At 54.6% G+C, this 21457-nt stretch carries 19 protein-coding genes, 1 tRNA gene and 1 pseudogene; 13 read left to right on the plus strand and 8 right to left on the minus strand.

Annotation, left to right across the window (positions count from 1 at the left end; all coding sequences use genetic code 11):
• From IM294_RS16360 to IM294_RS16380, 5 genes and pseudogenes are all read right to left on the minus strand, one after another.
• The coding region (locus tag IM294_RS16360; protein ID WP_139982036.1) for a recombinase family protein at nt 1-807 on the minus strand (807 nt) is incomplete at its 3' end.
• A 282-nt stretch (nt 808-1089) separates the two neighbouring features.
• A pseudogene (locus tag IM294_RS16365) lies at nt 1090-1455 on the minus strand (integrase); the annotation flags it as partial.
• 45 nt (nt 1456-1500) lie between these two features.
• Complete coding sequence (locus IM294_RS16370; RefSeq protein WP_193360365.1) at nt 1501-2763, minus strand: integrase arm-type DNA-binding domain-containing protein; 1263 nt, start codon at nt 2761-2763, stop codon at nt 1501-1503.
• A 176-nt stretch (nt 2764-2939) separates the two neighbouring features.
• Nucleotides 2940-3014, minus strand: a tRNA-Arg gene (locus IM294_RS16375).
• Nucleotides 3015-3089: 75 nt separating this feature from the next.
• Nucleotides 3090-4019: a formate/nitrite transporter family protein gene (locus IM294_RS16380; RefSeq protein ID WP_041908869.1), complete on the minus strand. Its 930-nt coding sequence runs from the start codon at nt 4017-4019 to the stop codon at nt 3090-3092.
• Between the two features lie 315 nt (nt 4020-4334).
• Here IM294_RS16380 and mlaA point away from each other — a divergent pair, with 315 nt between their 5' ends.
• Nucleotides 4335-5087 carry a phospholipid-binding lipoprotein MlaA gene (gene mlaA, locus IM294_RS16385; RefSeq protein WP_041908870.1) on the plus strand — a complete coding sequence of 251 codons (753 nt, stop codon included), beginning with the start codon at nt 4335-4337 and terminating at the stop codon, nt 5085-5087.
• A 44-nt stretch (nt 5088-5131) separates the two neighbouring features.
• On the opposite strand, the gene fadL is transcribed toward mlaA, so the two are convergent.
• Nucleotides 5132-6412 (minus strand): long-chain fatty acid transporter FadL, encoded by a 1281-nt coding sequence (gene fadL / locus IM294_RS16390; RefSeq protein ID WP_041908871.1) that lies wholly within the window; start codon nt 6410-6412, stop codon nt 5132-5134.
• Nucleotides 6413-6784: 372 nt separating this feature from the next.
• Between fadL and IM294_RS16395 the strand changes: the two genes are divergently transcribed.
• The 4 genes from IM294_RS16395 to sixA all read left to right on the plus strand — a co-directional run bounded on the left by IM294_RS16395 (nt 6785) and on the right by sixA (nt 11468).
• A complete protein-coding gene (locus IM294_RS16395; protein WP_028013973.1) occupies nt 6785-7069 on the plus strand; it encodes a YfcZ/YiiS family protein in 285 nt (94 codons plus the stop codon).
• 246 nt (nt 7070-7315) lie between these two features.
• Nucleotides 7316-8626, plus strand: coding sequence for an acetyl-CoA C-acyltransferase FadI (gene fadI, locus IM294_RS16400; protein WP_041908875.1), 1311 nt, complete (start codon nt 7316-7318; stop codon nt 8624-8626).
• Nucleotides 8626-10773 carry a fatty acid oxidation complex subunit alpha FadJ gene (gene fadJ, locus IM294_RS16405; protein ID WP_047364131.1) on the plus strand — a complete coding sequence of 716 codons (2148 nt, stop codon included), beginning with the start codon at nt 8626-8628 and terminating at the stop codon, nt 10771-10773. The genes fadI and fadJ overlap by 1 nt, the downstream gene beginning before the upstream one ends.
• 209 nt (nt 10774-10982) lie before the next feature.
• Complete coding sequence (gene sixA / locus IM294_RS16410) at nt 10983-11468, plus strand: phosphohistidine phosphatase SixA (protein ID WP_003861375.1); 486 nt, start codon at nt 10983-10985, stop codon at nt 11466-11468.
• 46 nt (nt 11469-11514) lie between these two features.
• On the opposite strand, the gene smrB is transcribed toward sixA, so the two are convergent.
• Nucleotides 11515-12066 carry an endonuclease SmrB gene (gene smrB, locus IM294_RS16415; RefSeq protein ID WP_008502613.1) on the minus strand — a complete coding sequence of 184 codons (552 nt, stop codon included), beginning with the start codon at nt 12064-12066 and terminating at the stop codon, nt 11515-11517.
• Nucleotides 12067-12211: 145 nt separating this feature from the next.
• On the opposite strand from smrB, the gene prmB reads away from it, so the two are divergent.
• Genes prmB through IM294_RS16445 form a run of 6 tightly spaced genes read left to right on the plus strand, consistent with a single transcriptional unit; the run spans nt 12212 to nt 16760 of the window.
• Entirely contained in the window at nt 12212-13144 is a 933-nt protein-coding gene (gene prmB / locus IM294_RS16420) for a 50S ribosomal protein L3 N(5)-glutamine methyltransferase (RefSeq protein WP_023312578.1), read from the plus strand.
• A gap of 60 nt (nt 13145-13204) precedes the next feature.
• On the plus strand, nt 13205-14290 hold the full coding sequence (aroC, locus tag IM294_RS16425) for a chorismate synthase (protein WP_028013970.1): 1086 nt from the start codon (nt 13205-13207) through the stop codon (nt 14288-14290).
• Nucleotides 14291-14292: 2 nt separating this feature from the next.
• Entirely contained in the window at nt 14293-15117 is an 825-nt protein-coding gene (gene mepA, locus IM294_RS16430; RefSeq protein WP_041908880.1) for a penicillin-insensitive murein endopeptidase, read from the plus strand.
• Nucleotides 15117-15926 (plus strand): sulfite exporter TauE/SafE family protein, encoded by an 810-nt coding sequence (locus IM294_RS16435; RefSeq protein WP_041908882.1) that lies wholly within the window; start codon nt 15117-15119, stop codon nt 15924-15926. Before mepA ends, IM294_RS16435 begins: the two co-directional genes overlap by 1 nt.
• Complete coding sequence (locus tag IM294_RS16440) at nt 15926-16471, plus strand: elongation factor P hydroxylase (RefSeq protein WP_045259677.1); 546 nt, start codon at nt 15926-15928, stop codon at nt 16469-16471. Before IM294_RS16435 ends, IM294_RS16440 begins: the two co-directional genes overlap by 1 nt.
• Nucleotides 16472-16484: 13 nt before the next feature.
• Nucleotides 16485-16760, plus strand: coding sequence for a YfcL family protein (locus tag IM294_RS16445; protein ID WP_028013966.1), 276 nt, complete (start codon nt 16485-16487; stop codon nt 16758-16760).
• A 62-nt stretch (nt 16761-16822) separates the two neighbouring features.
• Here IM294_RS16445 and mnmC read toward each other — a convergent pair whose 3' ends face one another.
• Nucleotides 16823-18820 (minus strand): bifunctional tRNA (5-methylaminomethyl-2-thiouridine)(34)-methyltransferase MnmD/FAD-dependent 5-carboxymethylaminomethyl-2-thiouridine(34) oxidoreductase MnmC, encoded by a 1998-nt coding sequence (gene mnmC, locus IM294_RS16450; RefSeq protein ID WP_126818177.1) that lies wholly within the window; start codon nt 18818-18820, stop codon nt 16823-16825.
• A 158-nt stretch (nt 18821-18978) separates the two neighbouring features.
• Here mnmC and fabB point away from each other — a divergent pair, with 158 nt between their 5' ends.
• Together fabB and IM294_RS16460 are read left to right on the plus strand one after the other, a co-directional pair.
• Nucleotides 18979-20196 (plus strand): beta-ketoacyl-ACP synthase I, encoded by a 1218-nt coding sequence (gene fabB, locus IM294_RS16455; protein WP_023336433.1) that lies wholly within the window; start codon nt 18979-18981, stop codon nt 20194-20196.
• Nucleotides 20197-20264: 68 nt separating this feature from the next.
• Nucleotides 20265-21443, plus strand: a complete 1179-nt coding sequence (locus tag IM294_RS16460; RefSeq protein WP_126818178.1) for an MFS transporter — start codon at nt 20265-20267, stop codon at nt 21441-21443.
• Nucleotides 21444-21457: the final 14 nt, after the last annotated feature.

Genomic DNA, 21457 nt, shown 5'->3' on the forward strand with positions numbered 1-21457 from the left:
ATATATGTTGTTTCCAATATATTTTTCATTTGTCAAGATTTGATGTATTTTTGCACGAGTCCATAATGTTCCATTTTCTGCAGGTATATTCTGTTCATTTAATCTCTCAGCAATAATGAATTCTGGTACGTTATAATCTATAAAGAGATCATAGATTCTATTTACAATTTTTATCTCATTTTTGGGGCCCGGAATTAATATTACTCTATCTGTTTGAATACTCTTTCTTTTGCGGAAACTCAATATTTCTTTAGCTATGCCATTTTCATCTACTAAAAGACGTCTCAGCCCATAACCAGCCATGCCGCCTTGATGATAACCAAGCTTTATTAAATTTACTTGTCCTATAAATACCTTTTCTGATAAATTCCTGCTGTGATATGCAGCACTAGATCTTTTTATATTCAGTATTACAGAAGACTCTAAAGGGAAATCTTTAGTGGGTATAGGTTCAGAACAGTATATAAGGTCTACACCGTTTCTCTCAAATAGAAAGGAATAATATGCAGCTTCATCACTGTTTTGAAAACGACCAAAACGGCTCACATCATAAAATAATACAGCCTGTATATCTATTTTCTTTTGTTCTACATCACTAAGTAACTGCTGCAAAGAATGCCTGCCTACGATACTGACTCCGCTCTTACCTGCATCATCGTAGGTATAAGCGATTTCCATATTGTTCTTTTCAGCATAATCTTTGATGTATTCGGACTGATTATGTAAAGAATATTGCTGATGGTCGGTAGACATCCTCAAGTACTGTGCGACTCTAACTTTATGATTTTTATCATTTTCGCTAGCCATGCACTAAACCTCATGGATGATTAAATACAATGTAGAGTATAAAGTTGATCAATTTTTAATCAAATTCAACTCTTTTATCATCGATTAGCGCGAATTTGGTAAATCTTCGAGGTGTATGATAATCGAGAGGAGATGTGAATTATTTAGCTGATATGACCGACAGCTTTCGTTATGTGGACTCAAGGTCCCCATTTGTAAATGGCTATGCTTAGTCCACATAGGTTAATGGTGTGATTATTAATTCTTTAACTAAATCAAGATAGTTAACCCATCATGGGAGAGTTATGCGGCAATAACTTTGCATTTTTGAGACGAAACATAGTCACTCCACCATTGCATGAGAACCACCCGTTCAGTGAGATACTCTGCACGATTGTAGGCTGCAATTATTTCATCTTTCTTCGAGTGGGCAAGGGCGGCTTCTAAGACATCAGTCCTAAACTTGCCAGACTCCTCAGCAGCCGTTCTAGCAATGGATCGCATACCGTGAGCTACAAGCTCACCTCCGAAGCCCATACGGATTATGGCCGCATTGGCTGTTTGTTCATGCATGTGATTGAGTGGAGCTTTGATACTGGGGAAAACCCACTCTCTACGCCCGCTGATGGCTTTCATTGAATCCAAGACTCGCAAAGCTTCTTTGCTTAGTGTTTATGTTGCTTTTTAGCGTGCAAAAAATAGAGAGCTACTATACTAATTCATTTTCTTTATTCTCTGGGCGAATTCAAACGGTGTAATGTGTTCTTTTCTGTTGGCATCAAGGTAGTCAGCCCACCATTGTAACATGAGCTTTCTTTCTTCGAGATGTTCCGCTTTGTGGATATATGCTGCCCGAACCGAGTTTCGCTCTTGGTGGCTCATTTGACGTTCTACGGCGTCTCTTGACCATAACCCAGATTCAATTAATGCACTACAAGCCATAGTTCTAAAACCGTGACCACAAACTTCAGCCTTCGTGTCGTAACCCATGGTGCGAAGAGCCTTGTTAACAGTGTTTTCGCTGATTGGTTTGTCATCGCGACTAAAACCAATGAACATAAGATCCTTTTCTCCACTTATAACTTGGAGCCTTTTAAATAATACAACAGCCTGCTTACTTAGCGGCACAAGATGAGGGGTTTTCATTTTTGAGCCCCTATTTGAATACTTTACGCCCTCCAATCCTTGTCTTTCTGCAGGGATTGTCCATAAGTAGTTTTTGAAATTCACCTCTGACCAACGAGCGAATCTAAGTTCGCTTGAACGGATGAAAGTCAGTAGAGTTAATTGAACTGCTATTTGAGTGATACCTTTTCCTTTATAGGCATCAATCCGTTTGAGGAGCTCAGGAAGTTGTTCGAGGGGAAGGGCAGGACGGTGATTACTCTTGGCCGTGGTTACAGCGCCTGCGAGGTCGTAAGCTGGGTTTTGGTCAATCAAAGCATTGTGAACAGCATACCGCATGATGGCAGTGATTCTTTGTTGTAAACGGGCAGCAAGTTCAAGATGTCCAGTTTCCTCTGCTTTTTTCAGAGGAACAAGTAAATCACGAGTTTTAAGCTCAGTAATGTTCCGCTTACCGATAACAGGAAACACATGAGTGATCAGGCTGTTTAATACGGTAGTTCTGTGACTGTCTGACCAGGTTCTGTTGCTTGAGTGCCAGTCTCTGGCAACAGTTTCAAAAATGAGTAAGCCTTTCTCTTCAATCTTTTCTTTTTTTCGCTTTTCGCCAGGGTCAACATTTTTGGCAATGAGTTGTCTTGCTTCTTCTCTTCTACGACGAGCTTCTGCTAAAGACACTTCGGGATAAACACCAAGCGCCAACATTTTTTGCTTACCAGAAAAGCGATATTGAAGCCGCCAGTATTTTGAACCCGTAGGGTGAACCAGGAGATGCATACCATCCCCATCTGTTAACTTGACGGGCTTTTCAGTAGGTTTCGCATTTCTGACTTTTACCTCAGTTAGTGCCATTGTGACCTCCTGATGATGGTATCTGCATTATCGAACTTACAATACCAACAGTTATACCAACAAAACAAGCTGGATGTCCGTATATCCCAACAGTCCTTGATAGACCATGGTTAAAGTTTACTTCATTGAAATAATTGAGAAAAATAGACTTTGATATACTTCGGTAGACAGGGTTCTGGCGTCCCCTGCAGGAATCGAACCTGCAACTAGCCCTTAGGAGGGGCTCGTTATATCCATTTAACTAAGGGGACGAGGCGGCACGAGTATAGCGTTATTTACACTTTGCGTTAAGCGCGTTGCCGCCTGACTGCTCAAAGAGTCACCATTCAGGTTGATTTTTTTGCTGCTTTATCCTTTTCTGCCTGCGCCTTAAGCTCGGCTTTGCGTTTATTCGACATGTCGTTACGGATTTGGGCATGGCTTAACAGCGCGAAGATAAACGTTCCACCGCAGATATTCCCCGCCAGCGTCGGAATGGCGAACGGCCAGAAAAAATCGCTCCAGTGAAGCGTGCCATTAAAGACCAGGTAAAGTATCTCAACGGTACCGACCACGATATGCGTGGTATCCGCCAGCGCAATCAGCCAGGTCATCAGTATGATCACCACGATTTTAGCGCTACCGGCAGAAGGGAACATCCACACCATTGTGGCGATAATCCACCCAGAGATGATGGCATTAGAAAACATTTCGACCGGCGTGTTTTTCATCACATCCATACCGATCTTCACAAACGCGTCCCGGGTGGGTTCATCAAATATCGGCATATATTCAAATGCCCAGGCCGCGATGCCCGTGCCGATGATATTTCCCAGCAGAACCACGCTCCAGAGCCTCATCAATAAACCAAAATTGCCGAGGGTGGGGTTTTGCATCACCGGCAGTACGGCGGTCACCGTGTTCTCCGTAAATAGCTGCTGGCGGGCCATGATGACGATAATAAAGCCGAAGGTGTAGCCGAGGTTCTCCAGTAAAAATCCGCCAGGAACGCCCTCCAGCTGCACATGAAATATCCCTTTAGCAAGCAGCGAGGCGCCCATTGACAGTCCAGCCGCGATTGCTGACCAGAAGAGGGCCATGGCATCGCGCTCCATCTCCTTTTCGCCGTCCTGGCGTATATGTTCGTGAATTGCCATCGCGCGGGAGGGGAGGCGATCCTCATCAATCTCTATCTCCTCACCGCGCGCTTTCTCCTCGCTTTCAATTTCATGTTCCTCATTACTTTCGCCAATTTTGTCTTCACCCACTTCTTTCATATCTGCTCCCGGAGGTTGATCTTTCTTTTAAGCGTAGCGGCTTTTATCGGGATGCCTGTGGGGATGCTCTTAAATTGGCGGGAATGACAACAAAGGTGATACATCTTGTTCAAAGACATTATAAAATTGCCAGCGAAACGAATTCCAAAAGTCAGGCTATGCTGAGATCAGAGTCATGGTGATTACTGCCCGTAACTGTACTCATAGACATCGGTAAACGTGCTGTTACAATCACTTGCACGTTTTCAGACGGAGCGCCAGATGCTCCGTTACGGATGGCAATCAACGATAGCCATACTGAACAGGGAGATATTTATGAAACTTCGGCTGTCGGCGCTTGCGCTGGGCGCGACGATGCTTGTGGGCTGCGCCAGCTCCGGGGAGCAAACGGGACGCTCCGATCCTCTCGAAGGATTTAACCGCTCTATGTATAGCTTCAACTACAACGTGCTGGACCCGTATGTGGTTCGCCCGGTGGCAGTAGCATGGCGCGATTATGTTCCACAGCCCGCGCGTAATGGGTTAAGCAATTTTACCAGCAACCTCGAAGAGCCTGCGGTGATGGTCAACTATTTCCTGCAGGGCGATCCGTATCAGGGGATGGTGCACTTTACGCGCTTCTTCCTGAACTCCCTGCTGGGTATGGGTGGTTTTATCGATGTTGCAGGTATGGCAAACCCGAAACTGCAGCGTGAACAGCCGCACCGTTTCGGCAGTACGCTGGGGCATTATGGTGTCGGTTACGGTCCTTACGTCCATCTGCCGTTCTATGGCAGCTTCACCGTGCGTGATGATGGCGGCGATATGGTCGATACGCTGTATCCGGTTCTGTCGTGGCTGACCTGGCCGCTGTCGGTGGGTAAATGGACGGTGGAAGGGATTGAAACCCGTGCGCAACTGCTTGATTCAGACGGTCTGCTGCGCCAGTCGTCCGATCCGTACATTATGGTGCGTGAAGCGTACTTCCAGAATCATGACTTTATCGCCAACGGCGGCAAGCTGAAGCCGGAAGATAATCCAAACGCGAAGGCAATTGAAAACGAACTCAAAGATATTGATTCGGAATAAATAAAAAAGGTGAGCAACGCTCACCTTTTTTGATCCCTGCGCGATTAGAACGCGTAGTTGAAGTTAGTACCGAACAGCCAGGCTTTACCTTCAGAGGTAAATTCGTACGGGCCTTCCTTGAAGGTCACTTTCTGGCCATGCATATAAGATACGCCCGCATCGACAGAAGCATTCTCGTTGAACGCGTAGGTTGCACCAGCACTCACCCAGAAGCGGTCCTGATCCGGAATGGAAATGGAGCGCTTATCAGCCGGTACCGGGCTGTCATCGAATGCGATACCGGTACGGAATGTCCAGTTATCATCCATATAATAGGTGGTACCCAACGCAATGCGATAGGCGTCGTGGAAGCTCTCGTCCTTATAGAACAGCGTTTGACCGTTGGTGCCGGTCGCTTTCAGCTCCTGGAACTGGCTCCAGCTGGTATAGGCCAGGCTATAGTGAATAGCCCACTGTGGCGCTACGCGGTTGTAACCCGAGACTTCCCACATTTCTGGCAGATGCAGTGACAGTGAGCCAGGGACAGTTTGACCGGAAGTCCCCCACGGGATAGTGGTACCCGCACCAGGGACCAGGCTGTTGACCGGCGTCAGGATGCCGCTCTTGTAATCACCGTCGAAGTCAATTTTTACTTCGGAACGATAGGTCAGGCCCCAGCGGTTGTTTTTGTCCAGCTCGTACAGAATACCGGCGTTCCAGCCATAGCCCCACTCATCGCCCTTCAGGCTGGCAATTTTGTTGCTGTTTTTCGGCAGGCGAGCCGTTTGTTCACCGGCGTAACGCTCAATTTTTGCATCGGCGTAGACGGCATCAAAGCCCAGACCGAAGCTCCAGCTGTCGTTCAGACGATAAGCACCGCTCAGGTTCAGGTTTAGCGTTGTCAGGTCTGTTTTACCGCCGTATTCGCCTGCCGGGTAGTTGTTATTGAACTCGGTAGCAAGGCCATAGTTAGACGTGACGGATGCGCCCCAGCCAAATTGTTCATTGATTGGTGCAACGAAGTGCAGGTTAGGTACCCACGCCGTTGGCGCAATGTTATCTGCTTTCAGGCTCGCACCAGAAGGTGACGTGCCGGAAATGTTGACATCAGGATCGATATACACCGCACCAGCAGAGAAGGTCGGGCGATCGAACATCATGATTAATGCAGGGTTACGGCTTGCGTTACCCGCATCATCAGCGATTGCACCTTCCCCTGAATACGCGCGGCCAAGGCCAGAGGAAGAAAATTCGTTTAGCTGAAAGCCCGCTGACCAGGCGGAAGTAGAGACGATTGCCACTGCGACTGCCAGCGCAGTCTTGTTGAACAGGGTTTTCTGGCTCATGACCATAACCTCATTGAGTTATTTTTATTCAATAATTGTTACATACCGTAACAGGAGCGCGAAGTGTAGGGTCTGAGGTATGACAGACAAATCAGACCAGTGGCCAGAGTATAGGTCCGACCAGCCTGAATGTTGCAAGTTTGTTTATTAATATTTTCAAACATGTTTCTTGAAACGAGATCTGGTTGGCAAAATTGTGACCATCGCGGCTCACCCAAAAGGGTGGTTTTTGTTTTAGATCATTTTTTAGTGTGATATCGGTCACTTATCCGATTTTGCGCCATTAACGGCTGGAGAGAGCCAGCGCTGGGGCGTAAAATATCAGCATCGTGTTTATCTCGCGCGCTGCGCGAATACAGAGGAAATTGAGCTATGAGTAAATGCAGTGCTGATGAAACCCCGGTTTGCTGCTGTATGGATGTTGGCACCATCATGGACAACACCGATTGCACCGCGTCTTACAGCCGTGTGTTCACCAACCGCGCCGAAGCCGAAGAAACGCTGGCCGCGCTGAGCAAGCGCGCGCGTGATGTGGAGTCCGATCCGTGTGAAATCAAATCTACCTTCACGGAAGTGGACGGCGGCGTGAAGCTGGATATCGACTTTGTGTTTGCCTGCGAAGCTGAAACGCTGATTTTCCAGCTCGGTCTGCGTTAATCCTTTTTGCCCGGCGGCGCTTCGCTTGCACGGGCCTAGGATCGTGTAGGCCGGGTAAGGCACCGTCGCCACCCGGCAGCAAACCGCACAATTGCCTCTGCCATGCAGGGGCATTTTCTTTTTCTTCTCTGTGTTTTACCTCGCATTTTTATGCTTCCCCGATTGGCTGAATGTAAAAAAATGGTTAAGACTGTTATCAGGTCAGACCACTTTATAGTCATGTAAAATTTTTCACAGGGGAAGGTTATGAGTCAGGCATTACCGCTAATCACCCGACAAGGTGACCGCATTGCCATTGTCAGCGGTCTGCGTACGCCGTTTGCGCGTCAGGCGACGGCGTTTCACGGTATACCGGCTGTCGATCTGGGGAAAATGGTAGTGGGGGAGATGCTGGCTCGCAGCGAAATTCCGCCTGAGGTCATCGAACAACTGGTCTTCGGCCAGGTGGTGCAGATGCCTGAAGCCCCTAACATTGCGCGTGAGATTGTTCTCGGTACCGGCATGAACGTTCATACCGATGCCTACAGCGTTAGCCGCGCGTGCGCGACCAGCTTCCAGGCGGTAGCAAACGTGGCGGAAAGTCTGATGGCGGGCACCATTCGCGCCGGGATCGCAGGTGGCGCCGATTCTTCCTCCGTACTGCCGATTGGCGTCAGTAAAAAGCTGGCCCGCATTCTGGTGGATGCTAATAAAGCCCGCACCACCGGTGCGAAGCTCAAACTCTTCTCGCGTTTACGCCTGCGCGATCTCATGCCCGTGCCACCTGCCGTCGCGGAATACTCGACTGGCCTGCGAATGGGCGATACCGCCGAGCAGATGGCAAAAACCTACGGCATCACCCGCGAGCAGCAGGATGCGCTGGCGCATCGCTCGCATCAGCTGGCAGCGAAAGCCTGGTCGGAGGGCAAACTCACCGACGAGGTCATGACCGCCTACACGCCTCCCTATCGAGAGCCTCTTACTGAAGACAACAATATTCGTGGCACCTCGACGCTGGCGGATTACGCCAAACTGCGCCCGGCGTTTGACCGCAAGCACGGCACCGTGACGGCGGCCAACAGTACGCCACTGACCGATGGTGCTGCTGCGGTGATCCTGATGACGGAGTCGCGTGCAAAAGAGCTGGGCATCACGCCGCTGGGCTATTTGCGCAGCTATGCCTTTACCGCCATTGATGTCTGGCAGGACATGCTGTTAGGTCCGGCGTGGTCCACGCCGCTGGCGCTGGATCGCGCGGGGCTAACGCTGGCGGATTTAACCCTGATTGATATGCACGAAGCCTTTGCCGCGCAAACCCTGGCAAACGTGCAGCTGCTGGCAAGCGAGCGTTTTGCACGCGACGTGCTGGGCCGCGCCCATGCCACCGGCGAAGTGGATCAGAGCAAATTCAACGTGTTGGGTGGGTCGATCGCCTACGGCCATCCGTTTGCGGCCACGGGCGCGCGAATGATCACCCAGACACTACACGAACTCCGTCGCCGCGGCGGCGGGTTTGGTCTCGTCACCGCCTGCGCGGCGGGCGGCCTTGGTGCAGCAATGGTTCTGGAGGCTGAATAATGGATATGCCATCTGCATTTAATCTGACGGTTCGCCTCGATAACGTCGCGGTTATCACTATTGATGTGCCTGATGAAAAGATGAATACCCTGAAGGCTGAATTCGGCACTCAGGTTCGCGCCATGCTCAAGCAGATCCGCGAAAATAAAGCGATTCGTGGTCTGGTCTTTATCTCGGCTAAGCCGGATAACTTTATTGCCGGGGCCGATATCAATATGATCGCCCGAGCGAAAAGCGCGCAGGAAGCTGAAGATCTGGCGCGTCAGGGACAGCAGGTGATGGCTGAAATCAACGCTCTGCCGATTCCGGTTATTGCCGCGATCCACGGTGCCTGCCTGGGCGGCGGGCTGGAGCTGGCGCTGGCCTGTCACAGCCGTATCTGCACTGACGATCCGAAAACCGTTTTAGGGTTGCCAGAAGTGCAGTTAGGCCTGCTGCCGGGATCGGGTGGAACACAGCGTCTGCCGCGTCTGGTTGGGGTTAGCACCGCCCTGGAGATGATCTTAACCGGCAAGCAGCTACGCCCCCGTCAGGCACTGAAAGTGGGGTTGGTTGACGACGTCGTTCCGCACACCATTTTACTGGACGCTGCCGTTGAGCTGGCGCTGAAGGGACGTCAGACAAAACGTCCTCTCCCTGTACGCGAGCGCGTGCTGGCAGGGCCACTGGGGCGCGCGCTCCTGTTCAACATGGTAGGCAAAAAAACCGAGCAAAAAACCAAAGGCAACTATCCGGCGGCAAAGCGCATTCTGGAAGTGATGGAAACCGGGTTGTCGCAGGGCAGCAGCAGCGGCTATGCCGCTGAGGCCAAAGCCTTTGGTGAACTGGCGATGACGCCGCAGTCGCAGGCGCTGCGCAGCATCTTCTTCGCCAGTACTGAGGTGAAAAAAGATCCGGGCAGCGAGGCAGAGCCTGCTCCGCTGCGCGCCGTTGGCGTGCTGGGCGGTGGGCTGATGGGCGGCGGAATCGCGTTTGTTACCGCCAGCAAAGGCAAATTGCCCGTGCGTATCAAAGACATCAGCGCAAAGGGCATCAACCACGCGCTGCAGTACAGCTGGCAGAACCTTGATCGGAAGGTCAAACGCCGCCATATCAAGGCAAGCGAGCGTGATAAAACCCTGGCGACGATCTCCGGCACGACGGATTACAGCGGTTTTGCACACCGGGACCTGGTGATTGAAGCCGTATTCGAAGACCTGGCGCTTAAGCAGCAGATGGTGGCTGACGTAGAGCAGCATTGCGCGCCGCACACTATTTTTGCCTCAAACACCTCGTCTTTACCGATTGGCGATATCGCGGCGAAAGCTGCTCGTCCGGAGCAGGTCATTGGTCTGCACTTTTTCAGTCCGGTCGAAAAAATGCCGCTGGTGGAGGTGATCCCGCACGCCACGACCAGCCCGCAGACCATCGCCACCGTGGTGAAGCTGGCGAAAAAACAGGGTAAAACCCCGATTGTGGTCGCGGACAAGGCTGGCTTCTACGTCAACCGTATTCTGGCACCCTATATCAACGAAGCGATGCGGCTGCTGACGGAAGGGGAGAAAATCGAGCACGTCGACGAGGCGCTCGTAAAGTTTGGCTTCCCCGTCGGTCCAATCCAACTTTTGGATGAGGTGGGAATAGACACCGGCACTAAAATTATACCTGTGCTGGAAGCGGCTTATGGCGATCGTTTTACCCCGCCTGCAAACATTGTTTCTGCAATTTTGAAGGACGATCGCAAAGGCAGAAAAAATGAACGCGGTTTCTATCTTTACGGCGCGAAAGGGCGTAAAAGCAAGAAACAGGTCGACCCTTCGGTTTATGGGCTTATTTCGGCCACCGGTCAGGGAAGACTGTCTGCCGTTCAGTGCGCAGAACGTTGCGTGATGATGATGCTCAATGAAGCGGCGCGCTGCTTTGGTGAACAGGTGATCAAGAGCGCACGCGATGGCGACATCGGCGCGGTATTTGGTATTGGTTTCCCGCCGTTCCTTGGCGGCCCGTTCCGTTACATGGATACGCTCGGTGCGGGTGAAGTGGTTGTCATTTTGCAACGTCTGGCCTCGCAATACGGTCCGCGGTTCACACCGTGTGACGAATTATTGCAGATGGCGGAGCGGGGCCAGACATTCTGGCCTGCAAGGGAAACTGATTTCGTAAACTGAAGTCAAAGAAGGGTAAATCCTGAGGTGAATGAACCTGTTCTGGCGATTTTGTAAACAGAGATTGACTATACTTACGCCATTGAGGTAAAAAACAGCGTTTCATTCACCGAATGGATCAGGCACAATGCCCGGCCATCGGGTTTTCTACCTCAGAGCATTAATCGCGGGTAGTTAACGCCGGTGATTCTGGTTAACAAAAGCGGTGCAATATGCAAGTTTTTATCATGCGTCACGGCGACGCGGCACTCGATGCCGCCAGTGACTCAGTACGTCCTTTAACCGTCTGTGGCTGTGACGAATCCCGTCAAATGGCGACGTGGCTTAAAGGTCAAAAAGTGGACATTGAACGCGTTCTGGTGAGTCCGTTCCTGCGTGCAGAACAGACGCTGGACGTGGTAGGGGAGTGTATGAACCTGCCATCCAGCGTGGACGTTCTCCCTGAGCTGACGCCATGCGGCGATGTCGGTCTTGTCAGCGCTTACCTTCAGGCGCTGTGCAATGAAGGTGTCGCTTCCGCACTGGTCATTTCCCACCTGCCGCTGGTCGGCTATCTGGTATCTGAGCTGTGCCCGGGCGAAACGCCGCCAATGTTCACCACTTCCGCCATTGCCAACGTCACTCTCGACGAAACCGGCAAAGGGGTCTTCAACTGGCAAATGAGCCCGTGCAACCTGAAGATGGCAAAAGCCATCTGACGTGACGTGTGACAGGGCGGGGTACTACGTGTTTCCCGCCCTTCTGTCAGGGCAATTCTGGCGGCTGCCACTCCTCAACTTCAATCAACACCAGCAATGCGGCATCGCCGCCGTACTCTTTCGGTGCCTGATGAAACGCCATCACGTGCGGGTGCTGAGCCAGCCACAGCGGCGTCTGTTGCTTCAGAATGTGTTTACCGTGGCCGTGCATCACGCAGGCGCAAAAAACATGTTCGCGGCGACAGGCGGCAATCAACGCCCCCAGCTCCTGTTTCGCCTGCATCTGGGTTAAGCCGTGCAGATCGAGAAACAGCTCCGGCGAATAATCTCCGCGTCGTAACTTTTTCAGCTCAAAATGGCTGACGTCTTCGCGCACGTACTTCACAGCCCCTTGCGTATTGAGCAGAGGCTGAAATTCATCTGAAAAATAGTGGCTGTTATCCGCCTGCTCCTGGAGCAGCCGTTTGACCGGGACTTCGCTGATTTTTTTACGCTGCGGACGGTGGACAATCGTGTCCTGCGCGATTTTACGCGTCCCGGTCATCAGCTGGCGGAAGAGAGCCTGATCCTCCTCGCTGAGCGATGTTTTCTTTTTCATTCGTCATTCTCATCTCGTATTTCCGATAGTGTACCCGACTAAACGCATTTTTTAACCTCAAGCGGTACGCGTCATTGCTGATTTATCGCCGTCTTCATGGCAAACTAGCCGCCGAAAATTATGCGAGCATGCCCTGGAGGAAAGAGTGGATAAAATATTTGTCGATGAAGCAGTAAACGAGCTGCATACCATACAGGACATGTTGCGCTGGTCGGTTAGCCGCTTCAGCGCCGCTAATATCTGGTACGGTCACGGTACCGATAACCCGTGGGACGAGGCCGTTCAGCTGGTGCTGCCGTCTCTTTACCTGCCGCTGGACATTCCGGAAGACATGCGCACCGCGCGCCTGACCTCCAGCGAAAAACACCGCATCGTTGAGCGCGTGATCCGTCGCGTAAACGAGCGCATTCCGGTGGCTTACCTGACCAACAAAGCCTGGTTCTGCGGCCACGAGTTTTACGTTGATGAACGCGTGCTGGTACCGCGCTCGCCGATTGGTGAGCTAATCAACAACCACTTTGAAGGCCTGATTAACCATCAGCCGCAGCACATTCTCGATATGTGCACCGGCAGCGGCTGCATCGCTATTGCCTGCGCCTACGCTTTCCCTGAAGCGGAAGTGGACGCCGTCGATATCTCCACCGACGCGCTGGCCGTGACCGAACACAACATTGAAGAGCACGGCCTGATCCATCACGTCACGCCAATCCGCTCTGACCTGTTCCGCGACCTGCCGACGCTGCAGTACGATCTGATCGTCACTAACCCGCCGTACGTCGATGCAGAAGACATGTCCGATCTGCCGAACGAATATCGTCACGAGCCGGAGCTGGGCCTGGCGTCAGGCTCGGACGGCCTGAAGCTGACCCGCCGCATTCTGGCCTGCGCGCCGGATTACCTGACCGATGACGGCGTTCTGATTTGTGAAGTGGGCAACAGCATGGTACATCTGATAGAGCAGTACCCGGATGTGCCGTTCACCTGGCTTGAGTTCGACAACGGCGGTGACGGCGTCTTTATGCTGACCAAAGCGCAGCTGCTCGACGCGCGCGAGCATTTCAGCATCTATAAAGATTAATCCAGCGGGCTTCGGCCCGTTTCACAACGCTCAAACACAAACAACAACATCGGAGCCGTGATGGCAGGAAACAGTATTGGACAGTTATTCCGCGTGACCACCTTTGGCGAGTCGCACGGGCTGGCGCTGGGCTGTATCGTTGATGGCGTACCGCCAGGCATCGAACTGACCGAAGCAGATTTACAGCACGACCTTGACCGCCGTCGTCCGGGCACCTCTCGCTACACCACGCAGCGTCGCGAGCCGGACCAGGTCAAAATTCTCTCCGGCGTTTTTGAAGGCCGCACCACCGGCACCAGCATTGGTCTGCTGATTGAAAACACCGATCAGCGCTCTCAGGACTACGGTGCTATCAAGGACGTGTTCCGCCCGGGCCATGCCGACTACACCTACGAGCAAAAGTACGGCTTTCGCGACTATCGCGGCGGCGGACGCTCTTCCGCGCGTGAAACCGCGATGCGCGTGGCCGCTGGCGCGATTGCTAAAAAGTATTTGCAGCAGAAATTTGGCATCGTCATTCGCGGCTGTCTGACCCAGATGGGCGACATTCCGCTGGCGATCAAAGACTGGGATCAGGTCGAGCAAAACCCGTTCTTCTGCGCCGATGCGGATAAGCTTGACGCCCTGGACGAACTGATGCGCGGCCTGAAAAAAGAGGGCGACTCCATTGGCGCGAAAGTCACCGTGGTGGCAGATGGCGTTCCGGCTGGCTGGGGCGAGCCGGTATTTGACCGTCTCGACGCCGATATCGCCCACGCGCTGATGAGCATCAACGCGGTGAAGGGCGTCGAGATTGGCGACGGCTTCGACGTGGTGGCGCTTCGCGGCAGCCAGAACCGCGACGAAATCACGAAAGCGGGCTTCCAGAGCAACCATGCGGGCGGCATTCTCGGCGGTATCAGCAGTGGACAGCAGATTATTGCCAACATCGCGCTGAAGCCGACCTCAAGCATCACCGTGCCGGGCCACACGATTAACCGCTCAGGCGAAGAAGTTGAGATGATCACCAAAGGTCGTCACGATCCGTGCGTGGGGATCCGCGCGGTGCCGATCGCGGAAGCGATGCTGGCGATCGTGCTGATGGATCACTTCCTGCGCCAGCGCGCGCAGAACGCGGACGTGACGACCACCATTCCACGCTGGTAAACATGAAAAAAACCGCAATTGCTCTGCTGGCGCTGCTGGCCAGTGGAGCCAGTCTGGCCGCCACGCCGTGGCAAAAAATCACCCATCCGGTGGCGGGAAGCGCGCAGTCCATCGGCGCCTTCTCTAACGGCTGTATCGTGGGCGCGCAGGAGCTGCCGCTGCAATCAGATACCTATCAGGTGATGCGTACCGACCAGCGTCGTTACTTCGGCCACCCTGATCTGGTGCTGTTCATTCAGCGACTGGGGAACCAGGTGCATAACCTGGGGCTGGGGACGATGCTGATTGGCGATATGGGGATGCCTGCCGGTGGCCGCTTTAACGGCGGGCACGCCAGCCACCAGACCGGACTGGATGTCGACATCTTCCTGCAGCTGCCGAAAACGCGCTGGACGTCTGCGCAGCTGCTGAAGCCGCAGGCGCTGGATCTGGTGTCGCGCGACGGCAAAAGCGTGGTGCCATCACTGTGGTCACGGGATATTTCGAGCCTGATCAAGCTGGCGGCGAAAGATAACGACGTCACGCGGATTTTCGTCAACCCGGCGATCAAGCAGCAGCTTTGCCTGGATGCGGGGACGGATCGCGACTGGCTGCGCAAAGTGCGCCCGTGGTTCCAGCACCGGGCGCATATGCACGTGCGTCTGCGTTGCCCGGCGAACAGCCTGGAATGTGAAGATCAGCCGCTACCGCCGCCAGGCGATGGCTGTGGTTACGAACTGCAAAGCTGGTTTGAGCCGGCAAAACCTGGAACCTCTAAGCCTGAGAAGAAGACACCGCCTCCGTTGCCGCCTTCCTGCCAGGCGCTACTGGATGAGCATGTACTTTAATGGATAATTTCGTCGATCTGTTTATGGTGTCACCGCTGCTGCTGGTGGTGCTGTTCTTCGTGGCCATGCTGGCCGGTTTTATCGATGCCCTTGCGGGCGGCGGCGGGCTGTTAACCGTGCCCGCGCTGCTGGCGGCAGGCATGAGCCCGGCGCAGGCGCTTGCCACCAATAAGCTGCAGGCCTGCGGCGGCTCGCTTTCGGCGTCGCTCTATTTTATCCGCCGCAAGGTGGTGAATCTCGCCGATCAAAAGCTCAATATCCTGATGACCTTTATCGGCTCAACGTCGGGCGCGCTGCTGGTGCAGCACGTGCAGTCTGATATTTTGCGCCAGATCCTGCCGATTCTGGTTATCTGCATCGGTCTCTATTTCCTGCTGATGCCTAAGCTCGGCGAGGAAGACCGGGCGCGGCGGCTGCACGGCCTGCCGTTTGCGCTGATTGCCGGTGGCTGCGTCGGCTTTTACGACGGCTTCTTTGGCCCGGGGGCAGGCTCGTTTTACGCGCTGGCGTTCGTGACGCTGGCCGGCTTTAACCTCGCCAAATCCACCGCCCACGCCAAGGTGCTGAATGCGACCTCGAACGTCGGCGGCCTGCTGCTGTTTATCATTGGCGGCAAGGTTATCTGGGCAACCGGGTTTGTGATGATGGCAGGGCAGTTTTTGGGCGCGCGCGCAGGCTCGCGTCTGGTATTAAGCAAAGGGCAAAAGCTGATCCGCCCGATGATTGTTGTCGTCTCGGCGGTGATGAGCGCCAAACTTCTTTATGACAGCCATGGACAGGAGATCCTCACCTGGTTGGGGATGAACTAATGAACAGTACGCATAAATACGAACAGCTGATTGAGATCTTCGATAGCTGTTTTGCTGATGATTTTAATACCCGTCTGATTAAAGGCGACGACGAACCGATCTATCTTCCTGCTGATGCAGAGGTTCCGTACAACCGCATCGTCTTTGCCCACGGCTTTTACGCCAGCGGTTTGCACGAGATTTCGCACTGGTGCATCGCGGGGAAAGCGCGTCGCGAGCTGGTGGACTTCGGTTACTGGTACTGTCCGGACGGGCGCGACGCCGCCACCCAGGGCCAGTTTGAGGACGTGGAAGTGAAGCCGCAGGCGCTGGAATGGCTGTTCTGCGTGGCGGCGGGTTTCCCGTTCAACGTGAGCTGTGACAACCTTGAAGGTGACTTTGAGCCAGACCGTATCGTCTTCCAGCGCCGTGTGCATGCGCAGGTGATGGAGTATCTTGAGAAAGGCATCCCGGAACGTCCGGCGCGCCTGATCGAGGCTTTACAGAATTATTACCACACGCCGGAGATCACGGCGGAATGCTTCCCTTGGCCGGAAGATCTTTAACAGAGGAAAGAAGATGATCGCAGAATTTGAATCACGCATTCTGGCGTTAATTGATGACATGGTGGAACACGCCAGTGATGATGAGCTGTTCGCCAGCGGTTATCTGCGTGGTCACCTGACGCTGGCGGTAGCCGAGCTGGAAGCAGGTGACGATCACTCTGCCGACGCCGTTCACGCTGAAGTCACGCGCAGCCTGGAAAAAGCCATTCTGGCTGGGGAGCTCTCTCCGCGCGACCAGTCTCTGGTGCTGGGGATGTGGGACAATTTATTCCAGCAGGCTAAACGCTAAGTAAATGCGTCATCTCCCTCTCCCTGTGGGAGAGGGCCGGGGTGAGGGCACCAGACCGCACCCTACTTAACCATTTTCCCCTTCAGCAGTTTCCTTACCCACAACCGGTTCGGATTCAGCCCCGCGAGCGTAACCCTGTCCAGAGGAACCGGCTCATCGCTCATTTGCGCAGCCAGCACCTCTGCCAGCAGCGGCGCGGAGCACAATCCTCGTGATCCTAATCCGCCCAGCATGAACAGTTCCGGATAAACCGGGGCACTTACCGCCGTTTCCTTGTTTTCTGCCAGATCCTGATAGAGTTCAAGCGTGGCTTCATAGTCCGGCACGTTTCCCGCCATCGGCAGGTGATCGCGGGTCGCGCAGCGCACGCCGCAGCGCGCTTCGCCCTCGCTCACGTCAACCTCTTTCGCCCACGCCGCGTCCGGGAAGCAGTCAATCAGGCGCTGGCGGTTTTGCTGCTGATCCGCTTCGCTGTAGCGCATATCCGCTTCGCCACGATGGTAGCTGGCGCCGATGCAGTGATGTCCGTTAGACGGATTTTGTGGCGTCAGATAGCCGTCATAGCACAGCACCTGGCGCAGCTTGCTCAGTTCGGGCGCGGTCGGAATATGGCTTACCTGGCCGCCGACCGGATAAACCGGCAACGTCTCGGTCTGGATAAACTGGCTGATGTTATGTCCGTTTGCCAGCACAACGCTGGCATGGTGTGCCGCTTTGCCATCAGCAAAATGCAGAGTCCACCGTTCTGACCGGCTAAGCGATTCAACCTTATGAGCATAATGCACCCTCAGCCCGCGTGACTGCGCCAGGCTAATCGCCGCCGCGGTCAGTTCAGCCGGGCACAGCCAGCCGCCGAGCGGATATTGAATGCCGCCACAGCCGGTTTCCACGCCCGCCATGTCTGCCACCTCTTGCGCACTGACCGCGCGGGCAATCTCCTCCGGCAGACCCAGCGACAGCATCTGGGCGATTTTTTGCTGGCTCTTTTCATCCCAGCCGAGCTGCGTCACGCCACACCAGTCGTGGTCGAATGCCACTGGCAGCGCGTCGTACAGGCGACGGGCGAAGGTAAAGGCCGCCGGGAAAAACTGGAACAGGGCCGGGTCGTGCGCGCTTAAAAGCGGGTAAAGCGCGCCCTGGCGGTTGCCGGACGCGCCGCTGGCTGGTGCCTCGTCAGCGCAGTAGAGCGTCACCTGCCAGCCCCGGTGCAGCAGCGCGAGAGAGAGCAGGGCGCTGGCGATCCCTCCGCCAACGATCGCCACTTCGCGCGATGCGCTGGCGCTGCGCGCAAACCAGGGAGCCCGAGCGGGAATGTCCAGCGCCCGTTCCATCGTGCCGACCAGCATGTCGCGCTTGCGGCCAAAGCCTTTGGTCTTCTGCATGGTAAAGCCCGCGTCCTGCAGGCCGCGGCGAACAAAGCCGGCCGAGGTAAAGGTGGCGAGCGTTGCGCCGGGACGCGCCAGCCGGGCCATCGCGCTAAACAGATGCTGGCTCCACATGTCCGGGTTCTTGGCGGGCGCAAAGCCGTCAAGGAACCACGCGTCCACCGTCTGGTTCATCGCGTCGTCGAGCGTATCGGTCAGGTCGTTAATGTCGCCCAGCCATAAATCCAGCGTCACTCGTCCGCCGTCCAGAATCAGACGGTGGCAGCCGCCGATATGCGGCGGCCACTGCGCCTGAAGCTGCTCCGCCCAGGCTGCAAGCTCCGGCCAGCGCTGGTGGGCGAGCCGCAGATCGTGCGCGGTAAGCGGAAATTTTTCGAAACTGATGAAATGTAATCTTTGTAGCGTAGCCTCAGGGTGCGCAGCGTGAAACTGGTCAAACGCCTGCCAGAGTGTTAAAAAATTGAGCCCGGTGCCGAATCCGCTTTCCGCAACAACGAACAGACTGCGCGGGTGCGCAGGGAAGCGGGCGCTGAGCTGGTTTCCCTCGAGGAAAACATAGCGGGTTTCTTCGAGTCCGTTATCATTAGAAAAGTAGACGTCATCAAAATCTCGGGAAACAGGTGTACCCTCAGCGTTGAATTCGAGGTTGGCGGGTTGTATAGCGTTTTGTTTCACGTAAGTTACTCGTCTGACAGGCAGTGGCACGATCTTAACGATGTGAGTCCATCGGTGCAAATTTCCGCAGAAAATGTCTGATCGGACTTGTTCGGCGTACAAGTGTACGCTATTGTGCGACTCGAAACTTTTTATAGTGCGACTTACAGAGGTATTGAATGAAACGTGCAGTGATTACTGGCCTGGGCATTGTTTCCAGCATCGGTAATAACCAGCAGGAAGTCCTGGCATCTCTGCGTGAAGGACGCTCCGGGATCACTTTCTCTGAAGAGTTTAAAGATTCAGGTATGCGTAGCCACGTATGGGGTAACGTCAAACTGGACACCACCGGTTTGATTGACCGCAAAGTGGTTCGTTTCATGAACGATGCCTCTATTTATGCTTATCTCTCCATGCAGGAAGCGATCAAAGATTCCGGCCTGAGCGAAGAGGTTTATCAGAACAACCCGCGCGTGGGCCTGATTGCCGGTTCCGGCGGTTCCTCTAAAGCGCAGGTATTCGGTGCTGACGCCATGCGCAGCCCGCGTGGTCTGAAAGCGGTAGGTCCGTACGTGGTGACTAAAGCCATGGGTTCTGCGGTTTCCGCGTGCCTGGCGACCCCGTTCAAAATCCACGGTGTGAACTACTCCATCAGCTCCGCGTGTGCGACTTCCGCACACTGTATCGGTAACGCTGTTGAGCAGATCCAGCTGGGTAAACAGGACATCGTATTTGCTGGCGGCGGCGAAGAGCTGGGCTGGGAAATGGCCTGTGAGTTCGACGCGATGGGCGCACTGTCCACCAAGTACAACGAAACCCCAGACAAAGCCTCCCGTACTTATGACGCGCACCGTGACGGTTTCGTCATCGCGGGCGGCGGCGGTATGGTTGTGGTTGAAGAGCTGGAGCACGCGCTGGCACGTGGCGCGCACATCTATGCTGAGATCGTGGGCTACGGCGCAACGTCCGACGGCGCCGACATGGTTGCTCCGTCCGGCGAAGGCGCGGTGCGCTGCATGAAGATGGCGATGCACGGCGTTGATACCCCAATCGACTACCTGAACTCCCACGGTACCTCTACTCCGGTAGGTGACGTGAAAGAGCTGGGTGCGATCCGCGAAGTGTTCGGCGACAACAGCCCGGCTATCTCTGCCACCAAAGCCATGACCGGTCACTCTCTGGGTGCGGCGGGCGTGCAGGAAGCGATCTACTCTCTGCTGATGCTGGAAAACGGCTTTATCGCCCCAAGCATCAACATCGACGAGATGGACGAGCAGGCGGCTGGCCTGAACATCGTGACCAAACCAACGGAAGCGACGCTGACCACCGTGATGTCCAACAGCTTCGGCTTCGGCGGCACCAACGCCACACTGGTTATGCGCAAGCTGAAAGCATAAGCGTTTGAATGTATAATAGAAGGGAGCCGGAAGGCTCCCTTTTTTTATGCCTGAACACGGAGTTATGCATGAAGGCTGTTACCCCCGAGAAGGGCACTCCTTCCGGGAACCTTTCTCTTTTCCGCATCGCCTTTGCGGTATTCCTGACCTACATGACCGTTGGCCTGCCGCTGCCGGTGATCCCACTGTTCGTTCATCAGGAACTCGGCTATGGCAACACCATGGTCGGCATTGCTGTGGGCATTCAGTTTTTAGCCACGGTATTAACCCGCGGCTACGCAGGACGGCTGGCCGATCAGCACGGTGCAAAACGCTCGGCGCTGCAGGGCATGTTTGCCTGCAGTCTGGCGGGGGGCGCGTGGCTGCTGGCCGCTCTCCTGCCGGTCGACGCCGCGTATAAATTTGCGCTACTGGTGGTGGGCCGTTTAATCCTTGGCTTCGGTGAAAGCCAGCTGCTGACCGGTACCCTGACCTGGGGGATGGGGCTGGTGGGGCCTGCGCGCTCCGGCAAAGTGATGTCATGGAACGGGATGGCGATTTATGGCGCACTGGCTGCAGGCGCGCCGCTGGGTTTGCTGATCCACAGCCAGTTTGGTTTTGCGGTACTGGCAGCAACCACCATGGTATTACCGCTGCTGGCGTGGGCTTTTAACGGTTCGGTACGCAAGGTACCCGCCCATAAAGGCGAACGTCCTTCGCTGTGGAGTGTGGTGGGGCAAATCTGGCAGCCAGGGCTGGGGCTGGCGCTTCAGGGAGTAGGCTTCGCGGTGATTGGCACCTTCGTCTCCCTCTATTTCATGAGCCGCGGCTGGGCAATGGCGGGCTTTACGCTGACGGCCTTTGGCGGCGCGTTTGTCCTGATGCGTGTCCTGTTCGGCTGGATGCCGGATCGCTTTGGCGGCGTGAAGGTGGCGGTGGCATCGCTGGTGATTGAAACCGTTGGGCTGGTGTTGCTCTGGCAGGCGCCGGTCGCCTCCGTTGCGCTGCTTGGTGCGGCGTTAACCGGCTGCGGCTGCTCGCTGATCTTCCCGGCGCTGGGCGTTGAGGTGGTGAAGCGCGTGGCGCCGCAGGTCCGCGGTACGGCGCTGGGCGGCTATGCGGCGTTTCAGGATATCTCATACGGCGTAACCGGGCCGCTGGCGGGTCTGTTAGCCACTTCGTTTGGCTACCCGTCCGTCTTCCTGGCGGGCGCGGTTTCTGCGGTGGTGGGGATCGTGGTGACGCTGGTGGCGTTTCGCAGAAATTAACAGTTGTCGCCGGG

It is taken from the genome of Enterobacter cloacae complex sp. P43RS (assembly GCF_014930585.1).
GTDB classification, from domain to species: domain Bacteria; phylum Pseudomonadota; class Gammaproteobacteria; order Enterobacterales; family Enterobacteriaceae; genus Enterobacter; species Enterobacter bugandensis.